At 71.8% G+C, this 23,177-nt stretch carries 16 protein-coding genes and 1 pseudogene; 15 read left to right on the top strand and 2 right to left on the bottom strand.

All coding sequences use genetic code 11. The annotated features are described in order from the left end of the window. The first annotated feature begins 65 nt into the window (after positions 1 to 65). The gene (ilvC, locus tag ABZ990_RS04105) at positions 66 to 1,064 is read left to right on the top strand and encodes a ketol-acid reductoisomerase (protein WP_361224866.1); all 999 of its coding nucleotides are present in this window, start codon (positions 66 to 68) and stop codon (positions 1,062 to 1,064) included. 362 nt (positions 1,065 to 1,426) lie between these two features. After that, positions 1,427 to 3,016: a phosphoglycerate dehydrogenase gene (gene serA / locus ABZ990_RS04100; RefSeq protein ID WP_361224864.1), complete on the top strand. Its 1,590-nt coding sequence runs from the start codon at positions 1,427 to 1,429 to the stop codon at positions 3,014 to 3,016. A 98-nt stretch (positions 3,017 to 3,114) separates the two neighbouring features. On the opposite strand, the gene ABZ990_RS04095 is transcribed toward serA, so the two are convergent. Continuing rightward, complete coding sequence (locus ABZ990_RS04095; RefSeq protein ID WP_361224861.1) at positions 3,115 to 4,338, bottom strand: helix-turn-helix domain-containing protein; 1,224 nt, start codon at positions 4,336 to 4,338, stop codon at positions 3,115 to 3,117. Between the two features lie 192 nt (positions 4,339 to 4,530). On the opposite strand from ABZ990_RS04095, the gene ABZ990_RS04090 reads away from it, so the two are divergent. From ABZ990_RS04090 to ABZ990_RS04030, 13 genes and pseudogenes are all read left to right on the top strand, one after another. After that, a complete protein-coding gene (locus tag ABZ990_RS04090) occupies positions 4,531 to 5,457 on the top strand; it encodes a proline dehydrogenase family protein (protein ID WP_361224859.1) in 927 nt (308 codons plus the stop codon). Positions 5,458 to 5,490: 33 nt separating this feature from the next. Then, on the top strand, positions 5,491 to 7,131 hold the full coding sequence (gene pruA, locus ABZ990_RS04085) for an L-glutamate gamma-semialdehyde dehydrogenase (protein ID WP_361224856.1): 1,641 nt from the start codon (positions 5,491 to 5,493) through the stop codon (positions 7,129 to 7,131). A gap of 589 nt (positions 7,132 to 7,720) precedes the next feature. Continuing rightward, positions 7,721 to 7,852, top strand: coding sequence for a hypothetical protein (locus ABZ990_RS04080; RefSeq protein WP_361224853.1), 132 nt, complete (start codon positions 7,721 to 7,723; stop codon positions 7,850 to 7,852). 168 nt (positions 7,853 to 8,020) lie between these two features. Beyond that, positions 8,021 to 9,061 (top strand): 3-isopropylmalate dehydrogenase, encoded by a 1,041-nt coding sequence (locus ABZ990_RS04075; RefSeq protein WP_361224850.1) that lies wholly within the window; start codon positions 8,021 to 8,023, stop codon positions 9,059 to 9,061. Positions 9,062 to 9,323: 262 nt separating this feature from the next. Further along, the gene (locus tag ABZ990_RS04070; protein WP_361224847.1) at positions 9,324 to 10,436 is read left to right on the top strand and encodes a branched-chain amino acid aminotransferase; all 1,113 of its coding nucleotides are present in this window, start codon (positions 9,324 to 9,326) and stop codon (positions 10,434 to 10,436) included. Positions 10,437 to 10,727: 291 nt separating this feature from the next. After that, a pseudogene (ureA, locus tag ABZ990_RS04065) lies at positions 10,728 to 11,447 on the top strand (urease subunit gamma); the annotation flags it as partial. Positions 11,448 to 11,689: 242 nt separating this feature from the next. Continuing rightward, positions 11,690 to 13,372 (top strand): urease subunit alpha, encoded by a 1,683-nt coding sequence (locus ABZ990_RS04060; protein WP_361224844.1) that lies wholly within the window; start codon positions 11,690 to 11,692, stop codon positions 13,370 to 13,372. A gap of 68 nt (positions 13,373 to 13,440) precedes the next feature. Further along, positions 13,441 to 14,463 carry an agmatine deiminase family protein gene (locus ABZ990_RS04055; protein ID WP_361224841.1) on the top strand — a complete coding sequence of 341 codons (1,023 nt, stop codon included), beginning with the start codon at positions 13,441 to 13,443 and terminating at the stop codon, positions 14,461 to 14,463. 69 nt (positions 14,464 to 14,532) lie between these two features. Continuing rightward, positions 14,533 to 14,985: a hypothetical protein gene (locus ABZ990_RS04050; RefSeq protein WP_361224838.1), complete on the top strand. Its 453-nt coding sequence runs from the start codon at positions 14,533 to 14,535 to the stop codon at positions 14,983 to 14,985. A gap of 192 nt (positions 14,986 to 15,177) precedes the next feature. Continuing rightward, positions 15,178 to 15,720 (top strand): TetR/AcrR family transcriptional regulator, encoded by a 543-nt coding sequence (locus ABZ990_RS04045; RefSeq protein WP_361225093.1) that lies wholly within the window; start codon positions 15,178 to 15,180, stop codon positions 15,718 to 15,720. An 81-nt stretch (positions 15,721 to 15,801) separates the two neighbouring features. Further along, positions 15,802 to 17,160 carry an MFS transporter gene (locus tag ABZ990_RS04040; RefSeq protein WP_361224836.1) on the top strand — a complete coding sequence of 453 codons (1,359 nt, stop codon included), beginning with the start codon at positions 15,802 to 15,804 and terminating at the stop codon, positions 17,158 to 17,160. 287 nt (positions 17,161 to 17,447) lie between these two features. Further along, positions 17,448 to 19,082: a citramalate synthase gene (cimA, locus tag ABZ990_RS04035; protein ID WP_361224834.1), complete on the top strand. Its 1,635-nt coding sequence runs from the start codon at positions 17,448 to 17,450 to the stop codon at positions 19,080 to 19,082. Positions 19,083 to 19,331: 249 nt separating this feature from the next. Then, on the top strand, positions 19,332 to 20,705 hold the full coding sequence (locus ABZ990_RS04030) for a hypothetical protein (protein ID WP_361224831.1): 1,374 nt from the start codon (positions 19,332 to 19,334) through the stop codon (positions 20,703 to 20,705). A 1,199-nt stretch (positions 20,706 to 21,904) separates the two neighbouring features. Here ABZ990_RS04030 and ABZ990_RS04025 read toward each other — a convergent pair. Continuing rightward, positions 21,905 to 23,128 carry a DNA polymerase III subunit beta gene (locus ABZ990_RS04025; RefSeq protein WP_361224828.1) on the bottom strand — a complete coding sequence of 408 codons (1,224 nt, stop codon included), beginning with the start codon at positions 23,126 to 23,128 and terminating at the stop codon, positions 21,905 to 21,907. Positions 23,129 to 23,177 lie beyond the last annotated feature (49 nt).

Genomic DNA, 23,177 nt, shown 5'->3' with positions numbered 1-23,177 from the left:
CACCCCGACCTTCCGCGCCGCACCGTACGGTGGGACGCATCACCAGCACCTCAAGGAGACCCCCAGTGGCCGAGCTGTTCTACGACGACAACGCCGACCTGTCCATCATCCAGGGCCGCAAGGTCGCGGTGATCGGTTACGGCAGCCAGGGCCACGCCCACGCGCTGTCGCTGCGTGACTCGGGCGTCGACGTCCGCGTCGGCCTGCACGAGGGCTCGAAGTCCAAGGCCAAGGCCGAGGAGCAGGGCCTGCGCGTCGTCACCCCGGCCGAGGCCGCCGCCGAGGCCGACCTGATCATGATCCTGATCCCGGACCCGATCCAGGCCAAGGTCTACGAGGAGTCCATCGCGCCGAACCTGAAGGACGGCGACGCCCTCTTCTTCGCGCACGGCTTCAACGTCCGCTTCGGCTTCATCAAGCCCCCGGCCGGCGTGGACGTCGCCCTCGTCGCCCCGAAGGGCCCGGGCCACCTGGTCCGCCGTCAGTACGAGGAAGGCCGCGGCGTCCCGGCGATCGCCGCCGTCGAGCAGGACGCCACCGGCAACGCCTTCGCCCTGGCCCTGTCGTACGCCAAGGCCATCGGCGGCACCCGCGCCGGTGTCATCAAGACCACCTTCACCGAGGAGACCGAGACCGACCTCTTCGGCGAGCAGGCCGTGCTGTGCGGCGGCGCCAGCGCCCTGGTCAAGGCGGGCTTCGAGACCCTGGTCGAGGCCGGCTACCAGCCGGAGATCGCCTACTTCGAGTGCCTGCACGAGCTGAAGCTGATCGTGGACCTCATGTACGAGGGCGGCCTGGAGAAGATGCGCTGGTCCGTCTCCGAGACCGCCGAGTGGGGCGACTACATCACCGGCCCGCGGATCATCACCGACGCCACCAAGGCCGAGATGAAGCAGGTCCTCACGGAGATCCAGGACGGCACCTTCGCCAAGAACTGGATGGACGAGTACCACGGCGGTCTGAAGAAGTACAACGAGTACAAGACCCAGGACGAGCAGCACCTCCTGGAGACCACCGGCAAGGAGCTGCGCAAGCTCATGAGCTGGGTGAACGACGAGGCGTAAGCCTCCTGGGTGCGGGCCGGACGTTGCGTCCGGCCCGCACCTCGGCATGTCCCGTACGGGGCCGAATCGGCGTCTCGTACGGGACACGCCACCTCCCCGTACGGGGCGCGTCACCCTTTTCCTGCGGGCCGCGCCGGACCCCGTACGGCCCAGGTCGCCCGCCCCGTACGGCGCTTGGACACCCCGGCCAACCACGGACGGGTGATCCTTCCAACGCGGCGTACAAGACCTTCCGGCGCACCACCTACACTGCACAACAACATCGCGTCCAGCCCACAGCGTCGTGCGCTTCCACGCGGCAAGCCCCCTCCACCGCTTCGGCCGTCGGGACGGCCGTCCGCACTGCCCTTGTGAGGACTCACGTGAGCTCGAAACCCGTCGTACTCATCGCTGAAGAGCTGTCGCCCGCCACCGTCGACGCACTCGGACCGGACTTCGAGATCCGGCACTGCAACGGCGCCGACCGCGCCGAGCTGCTCCCCGCGATCGCCGATGTCGACGCCATCCTCATCCGTTCGGCCACCAAGGTCGACGCGGAGGCCATCGCGGCCGCGAAGAAGCTGCGCGTCGTCGCCCGCGCCGGGGTCGGCCTGGACAACGTCGACGTCTCCGCCGCCACCAAGGCCGGCGTGATGGTCGTCAACGCCCCGACCTCCAACATCGTCACCGCCGCCGAGCTGGCCTGCGGTCTGCTCCTCGCCACCGCCCGCAACATCCCGCAGGCGAACACCGCGCTGAAGAACGGCGAGTGGAAGCGCTCGAAGTACACCGGTGTCGAGCTGAGCGAGAAGACCCTCGGCGTCGTCGGCCTCGGCCGCATCGGCGTCCTGGTCGCCCAGCGCATGTCGGCCTTCGGCATGAAGGTCGTCGCGTACGACCCCTACGTGCAGCCCGCCCGCGCCGCCCAGATGGGCGTCAAGCTGCTCTCCCTGGACGAGCTGCTCGAAGTCGCCGACTTCGTCACCGTCCACCTGCCGAAGACCCCGGAGACCCTCGGTCTCATCGGCGACGAGGCGCTGCGCAAGGTCAAGCCGAGCGTCCGCATCGTCAACGCCGCCCGCGGCGGCATCGTCGACGAGGCCGCGCTGTACGCGGCGATCAAGGAGGGCCGGGTCGCCGGCGCCGGCCTCGACGTGTACACCAAGGAGCCCTGCACGGACTCCCCGCTCTTCGAGCTCGACCAGGTCGTCTGCACCCCGCACCTGGGCGCCTCCACCGACGAGGCCCAGGAGAAGGCCGGCATCGCCGTCGCCAAGTCGGTGCGCCTCGCGCTCGCCGGCGAGCTGGTCCCGGACGCGGTCAACGTCCAGGGCGGCGTCATCGCCGAGGACGTGAAGCCGGGTCTGCCGCTGGCCGAGAAGCTCGGCCGCATCTTCACCGCGCTGACCGGCGAGGTCGCCGTCCGGCTCGACGTCGAGGTGTACGGCGAGATCACCCAGCACGACGTCAAGGTGCTCGAACTCTCCGCGCTCAAGGGCGTGTTCGAGGACGTGGTCGACGAGACCGTGTCGTACGTCAACGCCCCGCTGTTCGCGCAGGAGCGCGGCGTCGAGGTGCGTCTGACCACCAGCTCCGAGTCGCCCGACCACCGCAACATGGTCACCGTGCGCGGCACCCTCGCCGGCGGCCAGGAGGTCTCGGTCTCCGGCACGCTCGCCGGCCCGAAGCACCTCCAGAAGATCGTCGCCGTCGGCGACTACGACGTCGACCTGGCGCTCGCCGACCACATGCTGGTGCTGCGCTACGACGACCGTCCGGGCGTCGTCGGCACCGTCGGCCGGATCCTCGGCGAGGCCGGGCTGAACATCGCGGGCATGCAGGTCTCCCGTACCGAGGAGGGCGGCGAGGCGCTCGTCGTGCTCTCGGTCGACGACAACGTCCCGGCGGGCGTGCTCGCCGAGATCTCGGAGGCGATCGGCGCGGCCGCGGCCAGCTCGGTCAACCTGGTCTGACCCTCCCTGACTCGCTCTGACCTGCCCTGACCTGCTCTTTCGCGGATCCCGCAGCCGTCGTACCCGGCCCCTTCGGCCGGGTACGACGGAGAGCGACGTCAGAGCCGGGCCGCCTTGAGCGCCATGTGCAGCAGCAGCCGGTCCTCGCCCTCGTCGAGGTCGAGACCGGTCAGCTGTTCGACCCGCGACAGCCGGTAGTACAAGGTCTGGCGGTGGATCCCGAGCACGGTCGCCGTCCGCCCCGCCTGTCCCGCGTGGTCGAGGAACGCCTCGGCCGTGCGCGCCAGCTCGGTGTGGGCGGGGGCGAGCAGGGCGCGCACCACCGGGTCGGGCCCGGTCCGGGGGAGCGCGGTGAGCATCCGGTACGGGCCGATGGCCGACCATTCGGCGAGCGGTCCGAGGTGCGGATGCGCGGTCGCCGCGCGGGCGGCCGAGGACGCCTCGCGCCACGAGACGTCGAGGTCCGCGAGCCCCCGCCGGGGCGCGGCGATCCCGGCCATCCCGGCGGCGTCGCCCGCGGCGGTGCGCAGCCGGCCGGCCGCGGTGGCGGCGGGGGAGAGGTTGTCGGCCGCTCTCAGCCGTACGAGCACGGCGAGCGCGCGTCCCGCCGGGGCGCCCGGCGCGGGTCCGGCGGGGTCGGCGGATCCGTCGGGTCCGTGGGCGGCCGGGCCACCGGTGAGCAGACCGCCCGGCGCGGTCCACGGCACCGTGCACAGGGCCGAGGCGGCCGGGACGGACCGGGGCGAGGGGGAGTCCTCGCCGGGCCAGGGCGCCAGGCAGACCAGCGCGTGCAGCCCGTCCGCGTCCGGGCCGAGCGCCGCACGCAGGTCGGCCACCGCCGTGTCGTACTGCCGGCCGCGTTCCGCCGTCAGGGTGGTCCGCAGCTCCCGGGAGACGTCCGCACCGGCCCGTTCCTCGGCGGCCAGCAGATCGCCGATCCGGGCCGCGACGTCCATCGCGGCGCTCAGCCGTTCGGGTGAGGGGCCCGGCTCGGCGTCGAGCAGCCACACGTAACCGAGGGCCACGCCCCGGTGGCGTACGGGCAGACAGATCCGGTCCCGGTAGACACCCGCGTCCGGGGTGGCCGGGATCCGCACCGGGCCGGTCGCCCGGGTGATCCCGAAGCCCTCGAACCAGGCGCGGACCGCCGGGGTGGACTTCTTGGTGAGGATCGACCGGGTACGGACCGGGTCCATGGCGCTGTCGTCGTCGCTGTCGTGCGCACCGAAGGCGATCAGCCCGAAATCGCGGTTCTCCAGGGTCGCCGGGGTGTCGAGCAGTGTCGAGATCTCGTCCACCAGCTCCTGGTAATCGCCCTTCACGGCGCCATTCTCGCACCGTGGGCGTCATATTTCAGACACATGTCCAAGCGCGTGGTCATGGATGCGTGACAGCTGTAGATGGCGGGCGACGCGAGTGGTCCATAGGTTTCAGAGTGGTTCTTCGTGCTGTTCCCGGCGATTCGCAAAGATCGGGTACGGCACATTCGTCACCCTTGCCTTTGGAGGTGCCTCGTGCTGGCTCCCGTGATCCTCGCCGCGTCGCGCAGCGACAAAATGCGCCGTTTCGTTTCGGCCGCCCCCGGGACCAAGCAGGTCGTGGCACGCTTCATCGCCGGTGAGACGGTGAACGACGTGGTCCCGATCGTGCGGGACCTGTCCGCCCGCGGCCTGGAGATCACCCTCGACGTCGTCGGTGAGGACATCACCACCGTCGAGCAGTCCTACGCCGCCCGTGACGCGTACCTCGAGCTGATCGGCAAGCTGAAGGACCTCGGCCTCGGCGCCCGCGCCGAGATGTCGGTCAAGCTGTCGATGTTCGGCCAGTCCCTGGAGAACGGCCACGAGCTGGCCCTCGCGAACGTCCGCCCGGTCGTCGCGGCCGCCGCCGAGATCGGCACCACGGTCACCCTCGACGCCGAGGACCACACCACCCTCGACTCGATGTTCGCCATCCACGAGGAGCTGCGGAAGGACTTCCCGCAGACCGGCTGTGTCATCCAGGCCTACCTCTTCCGTACCGAGGAGGACGCGCGCCGTCTGGCCGCCGCCGGCTCCCGGGTGCGTATCGTGAAGGGTGCCTACAAGGAGCCCGAGTCGGTCGCCATCCAGGACAAGGCGGAGATCGACAAGGCGTACGTCCGGATCATGAAGATCCTGATGGACGGCGAGGGCTACCCGATGATCGGGTCCCACGACCCGCGCCTGATCTCCATCGCCCAGGAGCTGGCCCGGAAGGCCGGCCGCAAGCTGGACGAGTACGAGTTCCAGATGCTCTACGGCATCCGCACCGAGGAGCAGAACCGGCTGGCGGCCGAGGGTCACCGGATGCGTGTCTACACCGCGTACGGCACCGACTGGTACGGCTACTTCATGCGCCGTCTGGCGGAGAAGCCGGCCAACCTGCTCTTCTTCGTCCGCTCCATCCTGACCAAGGGCTGAGCCCACTACCTCTTTGAAGGAGTCCCGAGAGACATGGACGCTGTAACCCAGGTCCCCACTCCCGTCAACGAGCCGGTGCACGGCTACGCCCCCGGCTCCCCCGAGCGCGCGCGCCTCGAGGTCAAGCTCAAGGAGCTGGCCGACAACCCGCGTGACCTCCCGATGACCATCGGTGGCGTCAAGCGCATGGGCGGCGGCGACGAGTTCAAGGTCGTCCAGCCGCACAACCACAAGGCCGTCATCGGTACCCTCCGCGGTGCCACCCAGCAGGACGCCCAGGACGCGATCGACGCCGCCCTGGCCGCCGCCCCGGCGTGGCGCGCGATGGCCTTCGACGACCGCGCCGCGATCATCCTGCGCGCCGCCGAGCTGCTGGCCGGCCCGTGGCGCGAGACGCTGGCCGCGTCCACCATGCTCGGCCAGTCGAAGACCGCCCAGCAGGCCGAGATCGACACCCCGTGCGAGCTCGTCGACTTCTGGCGCTTCAACGTGTCCTACGCTCGCCAGATCCTGGCCGAGCAGCCGCCGGCGAACGCGCCGGGCGTCTGGAACCGTCTGGACCACCGCCCGCTCGAGGGCTTCGTCTACGCGATCACGCCGTTCAACTTCACGGCCATCGCCGGCAACCTGCCGACCGCCCCGGCCCTCATGGGCAACGTGGTCGTCTGGAAGCCGTCCCCGACCCAGACCCACTCCGCCGTGCTCCTCATGGAGCTCCTGGAGGAGGCCGGTCTGCCGAAGGGTGTCATCAACCTGGTGACCGGTGACGGCATCGCCGTCTCCGAGGTGGCCCTGAACCACCGCGACCTGGCCGGCATCCACTTCACCGGCTCGACCAAGACCTTCCAGCACCTGTGGAAGACGGTCGGCAACAACATCGAGAACTACCGCTCGTACCCGCGGATCGTCGGCGAGACCGGTGGCAAGGACTTCGTCGTCGCCCACCCGAGCGCCGACCGTGCCGTCCTGAAGACCGCCCTGACCCGCGGTTCCTTCGAGTTCCAGGGCCAGAAGTGCTCCGCGTCCTCGCGTGCGTACGTTCCGGCCTCCATCTGGAACGACGGGTTCAAGGAGGAGTTCGCGGCCGAGGTCGACGGCATCACCATGGGTGACGTCACCGACCTGTCGAACTTCATCGGCGCCGTCATCGACGACCGATCGTTCGCCAAGAACAAGGCCGCGATCGACCGTGCGAAGGCCGACGAGACCTGCACGATCGTCGCCGGTGGCACCTACGACGACTCGGTCGGCTACTTCGTCCGCCCGACCGTCATCGAGTGCTCCGACCCGGAGAACGAGGTCTTCACGACCGAGTACTTCGGTCCGATCCTCGCAGTCCACGTATACGACGACAGCTCTGCCGAGAAGTACGACGAGATGCTGACCCAGATGGAGTCGGTCTCGGACTACGCCCTCACCGGTTCGGTCATCTCCGGTGACCGCGCCGCCGCCGCGTACACGATGGAGAAGCTGCGCTTCGCGGCCGGCAACTTCTACATCAACGACAAGTCGACCGGTGCCGTCGTCGGCCAGCAGCCCTTCGGTGGCGGCCGCGCGTCGGGCACCAACGACAAGGCCGGCGCCCCGCAGAACCTGATGCGCTGGACGCTGACCCGCGCCATCAAGGAGAGCCTGGTCTCGCCGACCGAGTACGGCTACCCGCACATGGGCTGACCAGCCCTCTTCCGGGCCGCCGCCCCGCGCGTGCGGCCCGGCCCCTGACACCGCCCCCTTCCCCGGTCCCCCAACCGAGGACGGGGGCGGTTTCCATTTCCCGGTGTCGGTGCCGGACCCGGCTCTCGCGGCGGGTCCTGGTTCCAGCGGCCGGGGTTCTTACTTTTCGGCACAGGGGACATGACTCCCGCTGTCGGCAGCGGCTCCCGCTCTCGGCTCCCGCTCTCGGCTCCCGCTCTCGGCTCCCGCAGGCTTGTCGTACGTCTGTCGGAAGGGCGCGTTCCGGTGGCGGTCCGGCAGGGCGCTCGCGCGGCCGTCTCAGATAGTAGGAAGCCCGAGTATTTGTGGAGACAAGTGCGAAGGTCTGTCCTAGCTTTGTAGAAGCCGAACGTCTCGCTTCATCAGCGAATGGCGGCCCAGAGCGCGACGCCCCGCGCAGGCAACCCCTGCGGCGGCGCTCTCCGCCCCTTCCGGCGCCTGCACGCACGTATGCACGTATGCACGTACGCACGTATGCACGTACGCACCTTCGCTCACCGTGGATCTCCGCACGTCCGGATGATCGTGGATCTCAAGGAGTCGATCTCTCATGGCCGCTCAGACCGCCCGCCGCGTCCGCCACTCCGCCGCCCGCTCCACCGACGAGGCCCGCCAGAACGCCGCGGCCGCCCTCCAGCGCGCCCTCGACCGCCGCGACAACGGCGGCTCCACCGGTCACTGATCCCTCTTCGCCCCCGTCGTACCCCGTCTTCCCGGGGGACCGGCATCTCTCGGGCTCCGGCGTACGGCCGGTGCTCCCCGGAGCGCCGGGTCCGCGATCCAGGAAGCGGAGCCGTCCGCATCGTGGACGTCATGTGTCAGACGGTGGGACGGCACGTAAGGTACCCGCATGTCTCACAGCATCGATCTCGCAGTCATCCCCGGCGACGGCATCGGCCAGGAGGTCGTGGCCCAGGGCCTCAAGGTCCTCGCGGCCGTCCTCCCGCAGGATGTGAAGCTGGAGACCAGCACGTACGACTTCGGCGCCCGGCGCTACCACGCCACCGGCGAGACCCTCACCGACGCCGACCTCGACGCCCTCAAGCGGCACGACGCCATCCTGCTCGGCGCGATCGGTGACCCGTCGGTCCCCTCCGGCGTCCTGGAGCGGGGCTTCCTGCTGAAGCTCCGCTTCGCCTTCGACCACCACGTCAACCTGCGCCCCTCGAAGCTGCTCCCCGGCGTCGCCACTCCGCTCGCCGGCCAGCCCGCGATCGACTTCATCGTGGTCCGCGAGGGCACCGAGGGCCCGTACACCGGCAACGGCGGCACCATCCGCAAGGGCACCCCGCACGAGGTCGCCACCGAGGTCTCCGTCAACACGGCCTTCGGCGTCGAGCGGGTCGTCCGCGACGCCTTCGCCCGCGCCCAGGCCCGCCCCCGCAAGAAGCTCACGCTGGTCCACAAGAACAACGTGCTCACCTTCGCGGGCCACCTCTGGACGGACGTCTTCGAGCGGGTCGGCCGTGAGTACCCCGAGGTGACCTGCGACTATCTGCACGTCGACGCCGCGACGATCTTCCTCGTCACCGACCCGGCCCGGTTCGACGTGATCGTCACCGACAACCTCTTCGGCGACATCATCACCGACCTCGCCGCCGCCGTCTCCGGTGGCATCGGCGTCGCCGCCTCGGGCAACATCAACCCGAGCGGCGAGTTCCCCTCCATGTTCGAGCCGGTGCACGGCTCCGCCCCGGACATCGCGGGCCAGGGCAAGGCCGACCCGACGGCCACCGTGCTCTCGGTCGCCCTCCTGCTGCGCCACCTCGGACACGAGTCCGAGGCCGCCCGGGTCGAGGCGGCCGTCGCCGCCGACCTCATCGAGCGCGGCGACCGCGTCCGTACGACGGACGAGATCGGTGACGCGCTCGTGGTACGCGTAGCGAGCTGACCCGCCGGTTCCGCAAGGCAGCCGCCGGGTCGCAGACGCCCGGCGGCTGTACCGACGACGGTCGCGGAGGGCACCATCACTTCGGACCGCGTCCACACCGTTTCGTGCACCGGCCGTCACGCGCGATAATCGAACGTGGGGCCGCGGCATGCGTGAATGCTCGGACGTCCTGGCAGTGGCTCACGTGACATGACATGTGACGTGAGTGGCTGCGGAGCGGCGTGAGCGCGGTCCGACACACACAACGGTGAAGGACACGCACATGACGACGCCCACGATCGAGCTCAAGCCCTCCTCCAGCCCGCTGTCCGCCGTAGAGCGCGAGGCCGTCCTGGCCGACCCGGGATTCGGCCGGCACTTCACCGACCACATGGTCACCATCCGCTGGACCGAGGGCCGCGGCTGGCACGACGGCCAGCTCGTGCCGTACGGCCCGCTCGCCCTGGACCCCGCGACCAACGTCCTGCACTACGCGCAGGAGATCTTCGAGGGCCTGAAGGCGTACCGCCGCCCCGACGGCTCGGTCGCCACCTTCCGTCCCGACGCCAACGCCCGCCGCTTCCAGGCGTCGGCCGCCCGGCTCGCCATGCCCGAGCTGCCGGTCGAGACCTTCATCGAGGCCTGCGACCTCCTCGTCCAGCAGGACAAGGAGTGGGTGCCGGCGCACGGCGGCGAGGCATCCCTCTACCTGCGCCCGTTCATGATCGCGACCGAGGTCGGCCTGGGCGTCCGCCCGGCCAACGAGTACCTGTTCGTGGTCATCGCCTCCCCGGCCGGCCCGTACTTCCCGGGCGGCGTGAAGCCCGTCTCCATCTGGGCCTCCGAGGACCGCGTCCGCGCCGTCCCCGGCGGCATGGGCGACGCCAAGACCGGCGGCAACTACGCGGCCTCCCTGCTCGCGCAGGCCGAGGCGGCGGCGAAGGGCTGCGACCAGGTCTGCTACCTCGACGCCGTCGAGCACAAGTGGGTCGAGGAACTGGGCGGCATGAACCTGTACTTCGTGTACGGGGGCCGCGACGGCGCTCCGACGCGGATCGTCACCCCGACCCTCACGGGCTCGCTGCTCGCGGGTGTCACCCGTGACTCGCTCCTGAAGATCGCCCGCGACCTCGGGTACGAGTCGGAGGAGGCGCGCGTCTCCATCGACCAGTGGCAGAACGACACCGAGAACGGCACCCTCACCGAGGTCTTCGCCTGTGGTACCGCCGCCGTCATCACCCCCGTCGGCACGGTCAAGGCCGAGCGCGGCGAGTGGCAGCACTCGGGCGGCGAGCCGGGCGAGGTCTCGATGAAGCTGCGCGAGGCGCTGCTCGCCGTCCAGACCGGCAAGGTCGAGGACGTCCACGGCTGGATGCACGAACTCGGCAAGAAGTAAGAAGTAAGGGCTCGAAGGGCCGGAGGAAGGCCCGCGGGAGGGCCGGAGTGGTCCTTCGATCGGAGCGCCCGGGTGGTTTCACCGCCCGGGCGCTCCGGCGTATCCGGGGCTGTGTCGGGCGAGTAGCGTCCGGAGGGGTGGTTCGAGTGCTGCTCAATGACTTCTGATCGCTCTGTGGGTGCGGTGCCGGTGTGCTGTGGTCCAGCTGGTGATCACGCCTTGGAAGATCCCTGTTCGGCATTTAGAGTGCTGCTCTAAATGTTGGACCGGTTCGATCAAGAGGTGTACGGCGTGCGACTGACCCCCACCGAGCGCGACCGGCTGCTGCTCTTCGGCGCCGCCGAGCTGGCCCGCGCCCGGCGTGCCCGCGGTCTGCGGCTCAACGTGCCCGAGGCGACCGCGCTCATCGCCGACACCGTCTGCGAGGCGGCCCGCGACGGCAGGCGACTCGCCGAGGCGATCGAGGCGGCCCGGGCCGTACTCGGACCGGCGGACGTGCTGCCGGGCGTGGCCGGCATCGTCACCGAGGTGCAGGTCGAGGCCGTCTTCGACGACGGTTCGCGGCTCGCGGTCGTCACCGACCCCATAGGCGGGGAGGTCGGGGCGCCCGAGTCGCAGCCGGTGTCTGTGTCGGGGGCGGGGTCGGCGCCGGTGCCGGGCGCTCTGCTGCCCGGGCCGGGGGAGGGGTACGAGGAGACCGTGCCGGACGTCCGGTTGACCGTACGCAACACCGCCACCGTCCCGGTCAGCGTCACCTCCCACTTCCACTTCTTCGAGGCGAACCCGCGCCTCGCCTTCGACCGCGCCGCCGCCTACGGGATGCGGCTCGCGCTCCCGGCCGGGGCCTCCTTCCGGTTCGACCCGGGCGGCAGCGCCGAGGTGGGGCTCGTCCCGCTCGGCGGAGCCCGGGTGGCCGTCGGCTTCGCGGGTCTGGTCGACGGTCCGCTGGACGCCCCCGGCGCCCGGGCGGAGGCCCTGCGCCGGGCCGCCGCCTGCGGCTACCTCGGCGCCGGGCCGGACGCGGACGGGGACCGGGGCGGGGACGGGGACGGGCGCGGAGGCGGGGACGGAGTCGGGCCGGGTGCGGGACCGGGGGCCGTGCCGGGCGTCGAGCCGTACGCCGTATCGGACTCCGTGCCGGATCCGGCATCCCGTACAGGGTCCCGTAGGGCATCCCGTACGGGATCCCGCGAGCCGTCCCGTACGGCACCCCTGCCGGTGTCCCGTACGGCATCCCCTCAGGAAGGCGAGTGATGGACCCCTACGAGTACGCCTCCGTGCACGGCCCCCGGGCCGGCGACCGTGTCGTCCTCGGCGACTCCGGGCTCGTCGTCCGCGTCGAGTCCGACGCCCAGAAGCCCGGCGACGAGTTCCTCGCCGGCTTCGGCAAGACCGCCCGCGACGGACTGCACCTCAAGGCCGCCGCCGTCCGCGACACCTGCGACATCGTGATCAGCAACGTCCTGGTCATCGACGCCGTCGCCGGTATCCGCAAGACCTCCATCGGCATCCGCGAGGGCCGGATCCACGCCATCGGGCGGGCCGGGAACCCCGACACCCTCGACGGTGTGGACGTCGTCGTCGGCACCGGGACGTCGATCGTCTCCGGCGAGGGCCTGATCGCCACCGCGGGCGCCATCGACACCCATGTCCATCTGCTCTCGCCCCGCATCATGGAGGCGTCGCTGGCCAGCGGTGTCACCACCGTCATCGGTCAGGAGTTCGGGCCGGTGTGGGGCGTCGGCGTCAACTCGCCGTGGGCGCTGCGGCACGCCTTCAACGCCTTCGACGCCTGGCCCGTCAACATCGGCTTCCTCGCCCGGGGTTCCTCCTCCGACCCGGCCCCGCTGACCGAGGCCCTCGCCGAGGGCGGCGCCTGCGGCTTCAAGGTCCATGAGGACATGGGCGCCCACACCCGGGCCCTGGACACCGCGCTGCGGGTCGCCGAGGAGCACGACGTCCAGGTCGCCCTGCACAGCGACGGGCTGAACGAGTGCCTGTCGGTCGAGGACACCCTGAGTGTCCTGGACGGCCGCACGATCCACGCCTTCCACATCGAGGGCTGCGGCGGCGGCCATGTCCCCAACGTGCTGCGAATGGCGGGCGTCCCGAACGTCATCGGCTCCTCCACCAACCCGACGCTGCCCTTCGGGCGCGACGCGGTCGCCGAGCACTACGGGATGATCGTCTCCGTCCACGACCTCAAGACCGACCTGCCCGGCGACGCCGCCATGGCCCGCGACCGGATCCGGGCCGGCACGATGGGCGCGGAGGACGTCCTGCACGACCTCGGCGCGATCGGCATCACCTCCTCCGACGCGCAGGGGATGGGACGGGCCGGCGAGACCGTACGCCGGACCTTCGCCATGGCCGGGAAGATGAAGGCCGAGCGCGGCCCCCTGCCGGACGACGGCCCGCACGACGACAACGCGCGCGTGCTGCGCTATCTGGCCAAGCTCACCATCAACCCGGCGATCGCCCACGGGCTCGCGCACGAGATCGGCTCGATCGAGGTCGGCAAGCTCGCCGACATCGTGCTGTGGCGGCCCGCGTTCTTCGGCGCGAAGCCGCAGCTGGTGCTGAAGTCCGGCTTCCCGGCGTACGGCGTGGTCGGCGACCCGAACGCCGCCACCGACGCCTGCGAACCCCTCGTCCTCGGGCCCCAGTTCGGCGCCCACGGCGCCACCGCCGCGGACCTGTCCGTCGCCTTCGTCGCCCAGGCGGCGGTGGGCCTCGGCGCCGACCGGATGCCCACCCGCCGACGCCGCGTCCCGGTACGCGGCACGCGTGGCATCGGCCCGGCGGACCTCCGGCTCAACTCCCGTACCGGACACGTCCAGGTCGACGACCGCACCGGACTCGTCTCGCTCGACGGCGCGCCGATCCGCGCGGACGCCGCCGAGTCGGTCGCGCTCAACCGCCTGTACTTCCTCTGACTTCCTCCCCCGCTTCCGCGCCCCGCGCCGCCTCCGCGCCCCCGTACCGCCTTCGCCAGGAGCCCCTCATGACGACCTACCGCATGCCCGCCGAGTGGACCCCGCACGCCCGCACCTGGATGGCCTGGCCCAGCCCCAACCCCACCTTCGCGAACGACGCCGAACTCGCCGGGGCGCGCGCCGCCTGGGCGGCGGTCGCCCGGGCCGTACGCCGCTTCGAACCGGTGACGCTGGTCGTCGCGCCCGGCGACGCACCGTCCGCCCGGGCCCTCGTGGGGGAGGACGTCGACCTGCTGGAATGCCCGCTCGACGACGCCTGGATGCGCGACATCGGCCCCACCTTCGTCCTCGACGAGGAGGGCCGGCCGGCCGCCGTGGACTGGGTGTTCAACGGCTGGGGCGACCAGGACTGGGCCCGCTGGGAACACGACGCCGAGATCGCCCGCCGGGTCGCCGGCGCGGCCGGGGTGCCCGTCCTGCCGTCCCCACTGGTGAACGAGGGCGGCGCGATCCACGTCGACGGCGAGGGCACCGTCCTGCTCACCGACACCGTCCAGCTCGGCCCGGACCGCAACCCCGGCTGGACCCGCGAGGACGTCGAGCGGGAGATCCACGCCCGGCTCGGCACCACCAAGGCGATCTGGCTCCCGCACGGACTGACCGGCGACTACGGCCGCTACGGCACCCAGGGCCATGTCGACATCGTCGCCTCCTTCGCCCGCCCCGGCACCGTGCTGGTCCACAGCCAGCGCAGCCCCGAGCACCCCGACCACGAGCGCTCCCGCCTCTACGCCGACCTGCTGCGCGGCGCGACCGACGCCCGGGGCCGCGCGCTGGAGGTCGTGGAGGTGCCGGCCCCGACCGTCCTGAAGAACGAGGACGGCGGCTGGGCCGACTACTCGTACATCAACCACTACCTCTGCAACGGCGCCGTGATCCTCTGTGCCTTCGACGACCCGCACGACGAGATCGCGGCCGGGATCTTCCGCCGGCTCTTCCCCGAGCGCGAGATCGTCCTGGTCGACGCCCGCCCGATCTTCGCGGGCGGGGGAGGCGTCCACTGCATCACCCAGCAGCAGCCCGCCGGGTGAGATTCCCTTGAGAAAGGCCCGGGGAAACGCGGGTGCGGGGCACGGAGTGGGCGTGCCAGGCTGACCGGCATGCCCGGCCCGAACCCCCGCCCCGGCGCGTACGCGCTCACCTTCCACTACTCCCTGCCCGACGACGCCTGGTACGTGGAGCTGGACGACCTCGCCGCCGGCGGGCGGACGGTGCTGACCGGGGTCGTGCCCGACGAGGACCCGGCGCGCGAGCCGACCGTCCGTTACGACCCGGTCGCCGGCCACCAGGACATCCCGTACGACGTCATGCGCTGGTTCCTGGAAAACGTCGAGGAAGAGATCCGCACCTCGCGCGCGTGGATGGCGCTTCGGCCGGAGACCGTCGAGGCGATCCGGACCCTGCGCGAGGAGTACCTCGGCGTGATCGGCGACGAAGAGGTCGCCCCCGTGCTCGCCGGGCTGCGCGGCACCGTACCCGAGGCCGATCTGGCCGACGTGATGCACCACGCCTTCGGGCGTGGAGCGGACGGAAGCCTGCCGGAGGGCCCCTGACAGGGGATCCCCTGGGGAGGATCCCTGACAGGGAAGGCCGGGCGGAGGCCCCCGGACGCGGACGGCCCGTGCCGCCCGATCCTGTAGAACGGACCGGTGAGCCAGCACAGCGACCCGCCCGCCCCCGCCGACCCCCGTCCGCGCCGCAGGAACCAGCCCGCGCCGCCCCGCGAGGACGTGCTCGCCGCCGCGATGGACACCATCGCCGAGCGCGGTCTCGACGGGCTGACCATGGCCGGACTCGGCAGGCAGGTGGGGATGAGCAGCGGGCATCTCCTCTACTACTTCCGCAGCCGGGACGAACTCCTGCTGCGCACCCTGGAGTGGAGCGAGAGCCGGCTCGGCGCGGCCCGCGCAGCCGTGCTGTCCGGGCCCGGCACCGCGCGCGAACGGCTCGACGGCTATGTGGACGTGTACGTGCCGGTCGGCCCGCGCGACCCGCACTGGACGCTCTGGCTGGAGGTCTGGAACCGCTCGCGCGGCGCCGACGACGACGCCCGCGCCCGCCAGGCCGCCATCGAACGGGCCTGGCACCGCGACCTCGTCGCGCTCCTCGCCGAGGGCGTGTCGCGCGGAGAGTTCCGGAAGGACCTGGACGCGGACCGGGCGGCGCACCGGACGCGAGCCCTGCTCGACGGATTCAGCGTGCACGTCGCGGTCGGCGTCCCCGGCACGGGGCGCGAACAAGTACTCGACCATGTGCGGGAGTTCATCTCCGAAACCCTGCTTCCGTGATCTTTAGGCACGCAAGTAATCCCGATCGTTGTGCCATGTTCCCTTGTTGGGGGCAGCGGTCTTCCGGCACGGTGTCGGGCCATGGGACGAGAGCACTGGAAGAAGATCTGGGTCGGCTCCGCCGGCAACATGGTCGAGTGGTTCGACTGGTTCGTGTACGCGAGTTTCGCGACGTACTTCGCGGGGGCGTTCTTCCCCGAGGGCAACGACACCGCCAAACTCATGAACACCGCCGGCATCTTCGCCGTCGGCTTCTTCATGCGGCCGGTCGGCGGCTGGCTGCTCGGCCGGGTCGGTGACCGAAAGGGCCGCAAGGCGGCCCTCACCCTCACCGTCACCCTGATGTCCGCCTCGGCGGTCCTCATCGCCGTCGCCCCGACGTACGGCGTGGCCGGTTACGGCGGCGCCGCCGTGCTCCTGATCGCCCGGCTCCTCCAGGGCTTGTCGGTGGGCGGCGAGTACGCCGCCAGCGCCACGTACCTCACCGAGGCGTCCGCGCCCGAGCACCGGGGCTTCGCCTCCAGCTTCCAGTACGTGTCGATGACCGCCGGCCAGATCCTCGGCCTCGGCCTCCAGATCATCCTCCAGCGCACCATGTCCGACGACACCCTGCACAGCTGGGGCTGGCGCATCCCCTTCATCGTCGGCGCCCTCGGCGCGGCCGTGGTGTTCTACCTGCGGCGCACCATGCTGGAGACCGAGGTGTACGAGGAGACCGCGGACGACGGCGTGGCCAGTGGCGAGAAGGGCACGATCAAGGCGCTGTGGGCGCACAAGCGCGAGGCACTGCTCGTGATCGCGCTCACCATGGGCGGCACGGTGGCCTACTACACGTACACCACCTACCTCACCAAGTACCTGTCCAACTCCGCCGGACTGTCCAAGCAGACCGCCACCTTGGTCTCCTTCTGCGCGCTGATCGTCTTCGCCTGTCTGCAGCCGCTGGCCGGCCGGCTCTCCGACCGGATCGGCCGGCGACCGCTGCTCATCACCTTCGCCGTCGGCTCGACCCTCCTCACCGTGCCGATCATGACGATGCTGAAGCACGCGGGTTCCTTCTGGCCGGCCCTCGGTCTGTCGCTGCTCGCGCTCGTCGTCGTCACCGGCTACACCTCCATCAACGCGTGCGTGAAGGCCGAACTGTTCCCGACCGGCATCCGTGCGCTCGGGGTGGCCCTGCCGTACGCCATCGCCAACGCGCTGTTCGGCGGGACTGCCGAGTACGTGGCGCTGTGGTTCAAGGACGCGGGCGTGGAGTCCGGCTACTACTGGTACGTCGCGGGCTGCGCGGCCGTCTCGCTGATCGTGTACGTGACGATGCGCGAGACCCGGGACATCGACCTGGGGCGGGTGGCCGGGGCCGGAGCCGGGGCCGGGATCGAGGGAGCCTCGGCGGGGCCGGCCGGGAAGCCGGTTCCGTCCGCCGATTCCGCATCGTGAGATCGGCGTCCACAGCGCTCGGAGCCTGTGGCAGACTGCCGGCGTGCTCGCTACCACGATGATTATCGGCAGCAGCGCGCCGGTCCGCAGTGACCGCTGAGCCGTGGGACCGTATATCCCCACGGCCGGCGGCCATCGTGCCCCAGACCCGCGCGCAGACCTCTCGCACCCGCGAGGGGTTTTTTCGTTTTCAGAGCCCCATCACAGGCCGAAACGGACCGCGCGTGAGAATGGGGGCAAGTGGATCCAGACCTTCCGGAGCCACATCCGACAGGAGCCATCACGTCATGACCACGGAGAACGGCGAGAACGGCCAGAGCGCCGTCCGCGACGACCGCGACGACAGCTTCCACGTCTTCGACACGACGCTGCGCGACGGCGCGCAGCGCGAGGGGATCAACCTCACCGTCGCCGACAAGCTGACCATCGCGCGGTATCTCGACGACTTCGGCGTCGGCTTCATCGAGGGCGGCTGGCCGGGCGCCAACCCGCGCGACACCGAGTTCTTCGCGCGCGCCCGGCGCGAGATCACGTTCAAGAACGCCCAGCTCGTCGCCTTCGGCGCCACCCGCCGGGCCGGCTCCACCGCCGCCGAGGACCCGCAGGTCAAGGCGCTGCTCGACTCCGGCGCCCCGGTGATCACGCTGGTCGCCAAGTCGCACGACCGGCATGTCGAACTGGCCCTGCGCACCACCCTGGAAGAGAACCTGGAGATGGTCCGCGACACCGTCTCCCACCTGCGCGCCCAGGGCCGCCGGGTGTTCGTCGACTGCGAGCACTTCTTCGACGGCTACAAGGCCAACCCCAACTACGCCAAGGACGTCGTCCGCACCGCGCACGAGGCCGGCGCCGACGTCGTCATCCTCTGCGACACCAACGGCGGCATGCTGCCCGCCCAGGTCCAGGCCGTCGTCGCCACCGTCCTCGCCGACACCGGCGCCCGGCTCGGCATCCACGCCCAGGACGACACCGGCTGCGCCGTCGCCAACACCCTCGCCGCCGTCGACGCCGGTGCCACGCACGTGCAGTGCACCGCCAACGGCTACGGCGAGCGGGTCGGCAACGCCAACCTCTTCCCCGTGGTCGCGGCGCTCGAACTCAAGTACGGCAAGAAGGTGCTGCCCGACGGCGCGCTCGCCGAGATGACCCGGATCTCGCACGCCATCGCCGAGGTCGTGAACCTCACCCCCTCCACCCACCAGCCGTACGTCGGCGTCTCCGCCTTCGCCCACAAGGCCGGGCTGCACGCCTCCGCGATCAAGGTCGACCCCGACCTCTACCAGCACATCGACCCCGAGCGGGTCGGCAACACCATGCGGATGCTGGTCTCCGACATGGCGGGCCGCGCCTCCATCGAGCTCAAGGGCAAGGAGCTGGGCGTCGACCTCGGCGGCGACCGCGAACTGGTCGCCCGCGTCGTCGCCCGGGTCAAGGAGCGCGAGCTCCAGGGCTACACGTACGAGGCCGCCGACGCCTCCTTCGAACTGCTGCTGCGCGAGGAGGTCGAGGGCCGGCAGCGCCGTTATTACCGCACGGAGTCCTGGCGCGCCATCATCGAGGACCGCCCGGACGGCACCCACGCCAACGAGGCCACGGTGAAGCTGTGGGCCAAGGGCGAGCGCATCGTCGCCACCGCCGAGGGCAACGGTCCCGTCAACGCCCTCGACCGGGCGATGCGGGTCGCCCTGGAGCGGATCCACCCGCAGCTCGCGCAGGTCGAGCTGACCGACTACAAGGTCCGCATCCTGGAGGGCCGCCACAGCACCGAGTCGACGACCCGGGTGCTCGTCACCTCCACCGACGGCAACGGGGAGTGGCGGACGGTCGGCGTCGGCACGAACGTCGTCGCCGCCTCCTGGCAGGCCCTGGAGGACGCTTACACCTACGGGCTGCTGCGGGCGGGCGTCGAACCGTCGGAGTGAGCAAAGGGGCCGGCGCCTCGGGGCGAGGAAGCCCGGGGGCGTCGGCCGCCGGCCGCCGGACACCAGGGATCTGCGGTCGCCGGTGGCTGGTCGCCGGCCGCCGGGACCCGTGATCACCGGACGCCGGGAGCGGGGACCGGAGCCCGGGGGCCCGCGGGTCTCCGGGGAAATCAGGGGCGCCTTTCAGGGAAATCCCCTATGTCCCGTTCGATTGCGTTCGGGTAGCGTCGAGGCATGAGGATCAGGGCCATGTCCACCCGGCAGACGGCGACCGCGCTCGCCGGCCTGCTGCTCCTGCCGTTTCTGCTGCTTCTGCTCCTGGCGCCCGCCGCGGACGCCAGGTCCGCCGGGGTCACCGACGTGGCCGCCGCCCTGCGCCAGGGACCGGTGTACGTGGATCCGGCGGCGGCCGGGCAGCTGTCCAAGGCCGACGCGGACGCGCTCGCGAAGAAGATCAAGGACGCGGACAAGCCGCTGTTCGTGGCCGTGCTGCCCGCGAACGAGCAGTACCCGCCGAAGGACCTCTTCTCGAATCTGCGCACCCGGACCGGGATCACCGGTCTCTACGCGATACGCCTGGGCGACGGCTTCGACGCCAAGGCCGACCACACGGTGATCTCGAAGGCCGCCGTGCACAACCTCGTCACCGCTGTACGCCAGCCCGGCGTGGACACGAAGACCGAGCTGAACGACTTCGTCGACCAGGCCCTGCCCACCCTGCGCGGCCACGCACCCGCGTCCTGGGGCGCGTCCGGCACCGACTCCGGGGTGCCGACGGGCGCCCTGATAGGCCTGGGCGCGGTGGTCGTGGCCGGCGGCGCCGGGGTGTACGCGGTCGCGCGCCGCAACCGGCAGCGCAAGGAGGCCGAGGAGCGGGCCGCGCTCGACCGGCTGCGGGTCGTCGTCGACGAGGACATCACCGCCTTCGGCGAGGAACTGGACCGGCTCGACTTCCAGCCCGGCGAGCCGGGCGCCACCGATGCCATGCGCGCCGACTACGAGCGGGCCCTGGACTCCTACGACCGGTCGAAGTCCCTGATGGCCGCCGCCACCCGGCCGGGCGAGGTGCGCCCGGTCACCGAGACCCTGGAGGACGGCCGCTTCGCGCTCGCCGTGCTGGCCGCCCGGCGCGAGGGCCGGCCGCTGCCCGAGCGGCGCGCCCCCTGCTTCTTCGACCCGCGCCACGGCCCGTCCGTCGCGGACCGCACCTGGACCCCGGCCGGCGGCGCCTCCCGCGAGGTCCCGGTCTGCGCCGCCGACGCGGCCCGACTCGACGACGGCCTCGACCCGCAGGCCCGCACGGTCGAGACCGACGCCGGCCGCCGCCCCTACTGGGAGGCGGGCCCGGCCTACGGCCCCTGGGCCGGCGGCTACTTCGGCGGCGGCATGCTGCCCGGCCTCCTGGTCGGCACCATGCTCGGCTCGATGCTCGCCACCCCGGCCTACGCCTCCGAGTACGGCGGCGGGGACTTCCAGGGCTTCCAGGATTTCCAGGGCGGCGACGTCTCGGGCGCCGACTTCGCCCCCGGTGACTTCGGATCGGGCGACTTCGGCGGAGGCGGCGACTTCGGGGGCGGCGGCGGGGACTTCGGCGGGGGAGGCGACTTCGGCGGCGGCTTCTGACGCGGGGGCCCTGGCGGGCTCAGCGGGTCCGGTGCTCCGGGGCTCCGGCGGGCCGGTGACTCTGGCGGCCTGTCCGACGGCCGCAGGGGACCTGGGCGGGCTCGGTCGGTCCTGGGCCTTGGCGGCTCTGGTGACCCTGGCCGTCCGGTGGCCTTCTCGGCCCCGGTGACTCTCTGACGGCCTGTCCGGCGGTGTCGGGGACCCTGGCGGCTTCGGTGGTCCTTGGCCCGTGGCGGTCCCGGTGACCTCGGTGGTCCGGCAGCCCTCGTGGCCCGGTGTCCAGTCCGGCGGCCTCCGTAGTCCTTGGTCTGTGGCGGCCCTGGTGGCCTCAGTCGTCAGGTGACCTGGGTGGCACCCCGGGAGCCTGTCGGTTGGTCTGGCGGTGTCGGGGACCCCGGCGGCTTCTGCGGTTCTTGGCCTGTGGTGGTCCCGGTGACCTCGGCGGTCCGGCAGCCCTCGTGGCCCGGCGCCCGGTTCGGCGGCCTCCGTAGTCCTTGGTCTGTGGCGGCCCTGGTGGCCTCAGTCGTCAGGTGACCTGGGTGGCACCCCGGGAGCCTGTCGGCCGGTCCGGCGGTCCCGGGAGTCTTGGCGGCTTCGGTGGTGCTGGGGGTCTGGGGGTCCCGGCGGCCTGAGTCGTCCGGTGACGCCTGCGGTCCCTGCCCCGGTCCCATCCGGCGGCCGTAGAGGTCCCGGCGGCCTCCGGGGTCCTTGGTCTGGGGGCCCGGTGACCTCAGTCGTCAGGTGACTTCGGCGGCCCCCGCCGCCTGTCGGTCGGTTCGGCGGTCCTGGGGGTCTTGCTGTCCCGGCGGCCTGAGCCGTCCGGTGACGCCTGCGATCCCTGCTCCGGCGGCCCATCCGGCGATCCCAGAGGTCCCCGCAGCTTTTATGGCCCTTGGTCCATGGCGGTACCGGTGACCTCAATCGGCAGGTGATTCCGGCGGCCCCTGCGGCCCGGCGGTCCGTCCGGCGGCCCCGGGGAACTCGGCGGCCTCGGTGGTCTGGGGCGTCTGGCGGTCCCGGCGGCCTCAGTCGTCCGGTGATCCCGGTGATCCCGGTGACCCCGGCGGCTCCCGCAGCCCGGCGGACCATCGTCCGGGAGCCCCGGTGATGCCGCCGGTCCCGCCAGTTCTGCTGGTCCCAATAGTGCTGACGGTGCCGCCGGCCCCTTCGGCCCTTCGGTCCCAGCAGCCTCCGACCGCTCAGACCAAGGGCTTGACCGACATCAGCAGGTGGCGGTGGGATCCGGCCCCGCCGTCGGCGGGGCCGGTGGCGTCGGTGAGCAGGGCCCGCTGGCCGGGTCCGAGGAGGCGCAGGCCCAGGCGCGGGGCCTCGAAGGAGGCGAGTGCGTCGAGCAGATAGCCCGGGTTGAAGGCGACCGTCATCGTCTCGGCGCCGGTCAGTACGGCCGGCAGCCGCTGCGAGGCCACGTCGTCCTCGTATCCGGCCTGGAGGTGCACGGTCGTGCCGTCGAAGGCGAGCTGTACGGGACTGTCGCCCTCCGCCACCACCGCGACCCGCTTCACGGCCTCCACCAGGGGCGCCCGCTCGGTGACCGCGACCGCGTGCTCGCCCAGCGCGAAGAGCTTGTCGTGCCGGGGCAGCCGTCCGTCGAGCAGGCGGGTGGTGGTGCGCAGGCCGCCGCTCTCGAAACCGAGCGAGCCCGCGTCCAGGGCCAGCCGGACCGTCCCCGCGCCCGCGAGCGACCGGGCGATCTCGACCAGTCGGCGGGCCGGCACCACCACATCGGCGATGTTGCCCGCTCCGGCCCCGTCACCGGGCCCGGCTCCCTCCCCGGGTCGCGCCCCTTCCCCGGACCCGGACTCCGCCCCGGTACCGGACCCGGACTCCGCCCCTTCCCCAGCCCCGGGCGTCTCCGGCTTCCAGTCGAGGGTGCGCACCGCGTACCGGTAGCGGTCGGTGGCGGCCAGTGTCATCGTCGTGCCGTCCAGGGCGAGCCGGATGCCGGTGAGTACCGGCAGCGAGTCGTCCCGGCCGGCCGCCACCGCCACCTGGCCGACGGCCGCCGCGAAGGCGTCCGCTTCCACCGCGCCGCGCCAGGCGGGCAGTTGGGGCGGGGCCGGGTAGTCCTCCAGGGGCAGCAGGGAGAGACCGAAGCGGGCCTCGCCGCTCGTCACCGAGAGCCGGGCGCCCTCGACCGCGCACTCCACCGGCCCGTGCGGCAGCACCTTGCAGATGTCGAGAAGCCGACGGCCGAGCACCAGGGCCCGGCCGTCCAGGGCGACCTCGGCGTCGGCCTCGATCCGAGCGGACGCCTCGTAGTCGAGCCCGGAGACGCGAAGCCGTCCGTCCGCCGCCTCCAGAAGCAGCCCGCCCAGGACGGGTACGGGGGAGCGGGCGGGCAGTACGCGGGCGGCCCAGGCCACGGTCTCGGTCAGAACGGCGCTGTCGATGCGGAATTCCATTCCGCCGACGCTAACGACCGCCACTGACAATCACGCTGCACGCCGGCCC

Origin of the sequence: Streptomyces sp. NPDC046203, assembly GCF_040646255.1 — a bacterium.
In the GTDB taxonomy this organism is placed as follows: Bacteria; Actinomycetota; Actinomycetes; order Streptomycetales; family Streptomycetaceae; genus Streptomyces.
Note: the sequence above shows the minus strand (reverse complement) of the source record. Positions and strands in the feature narration are given on the sequence as shown.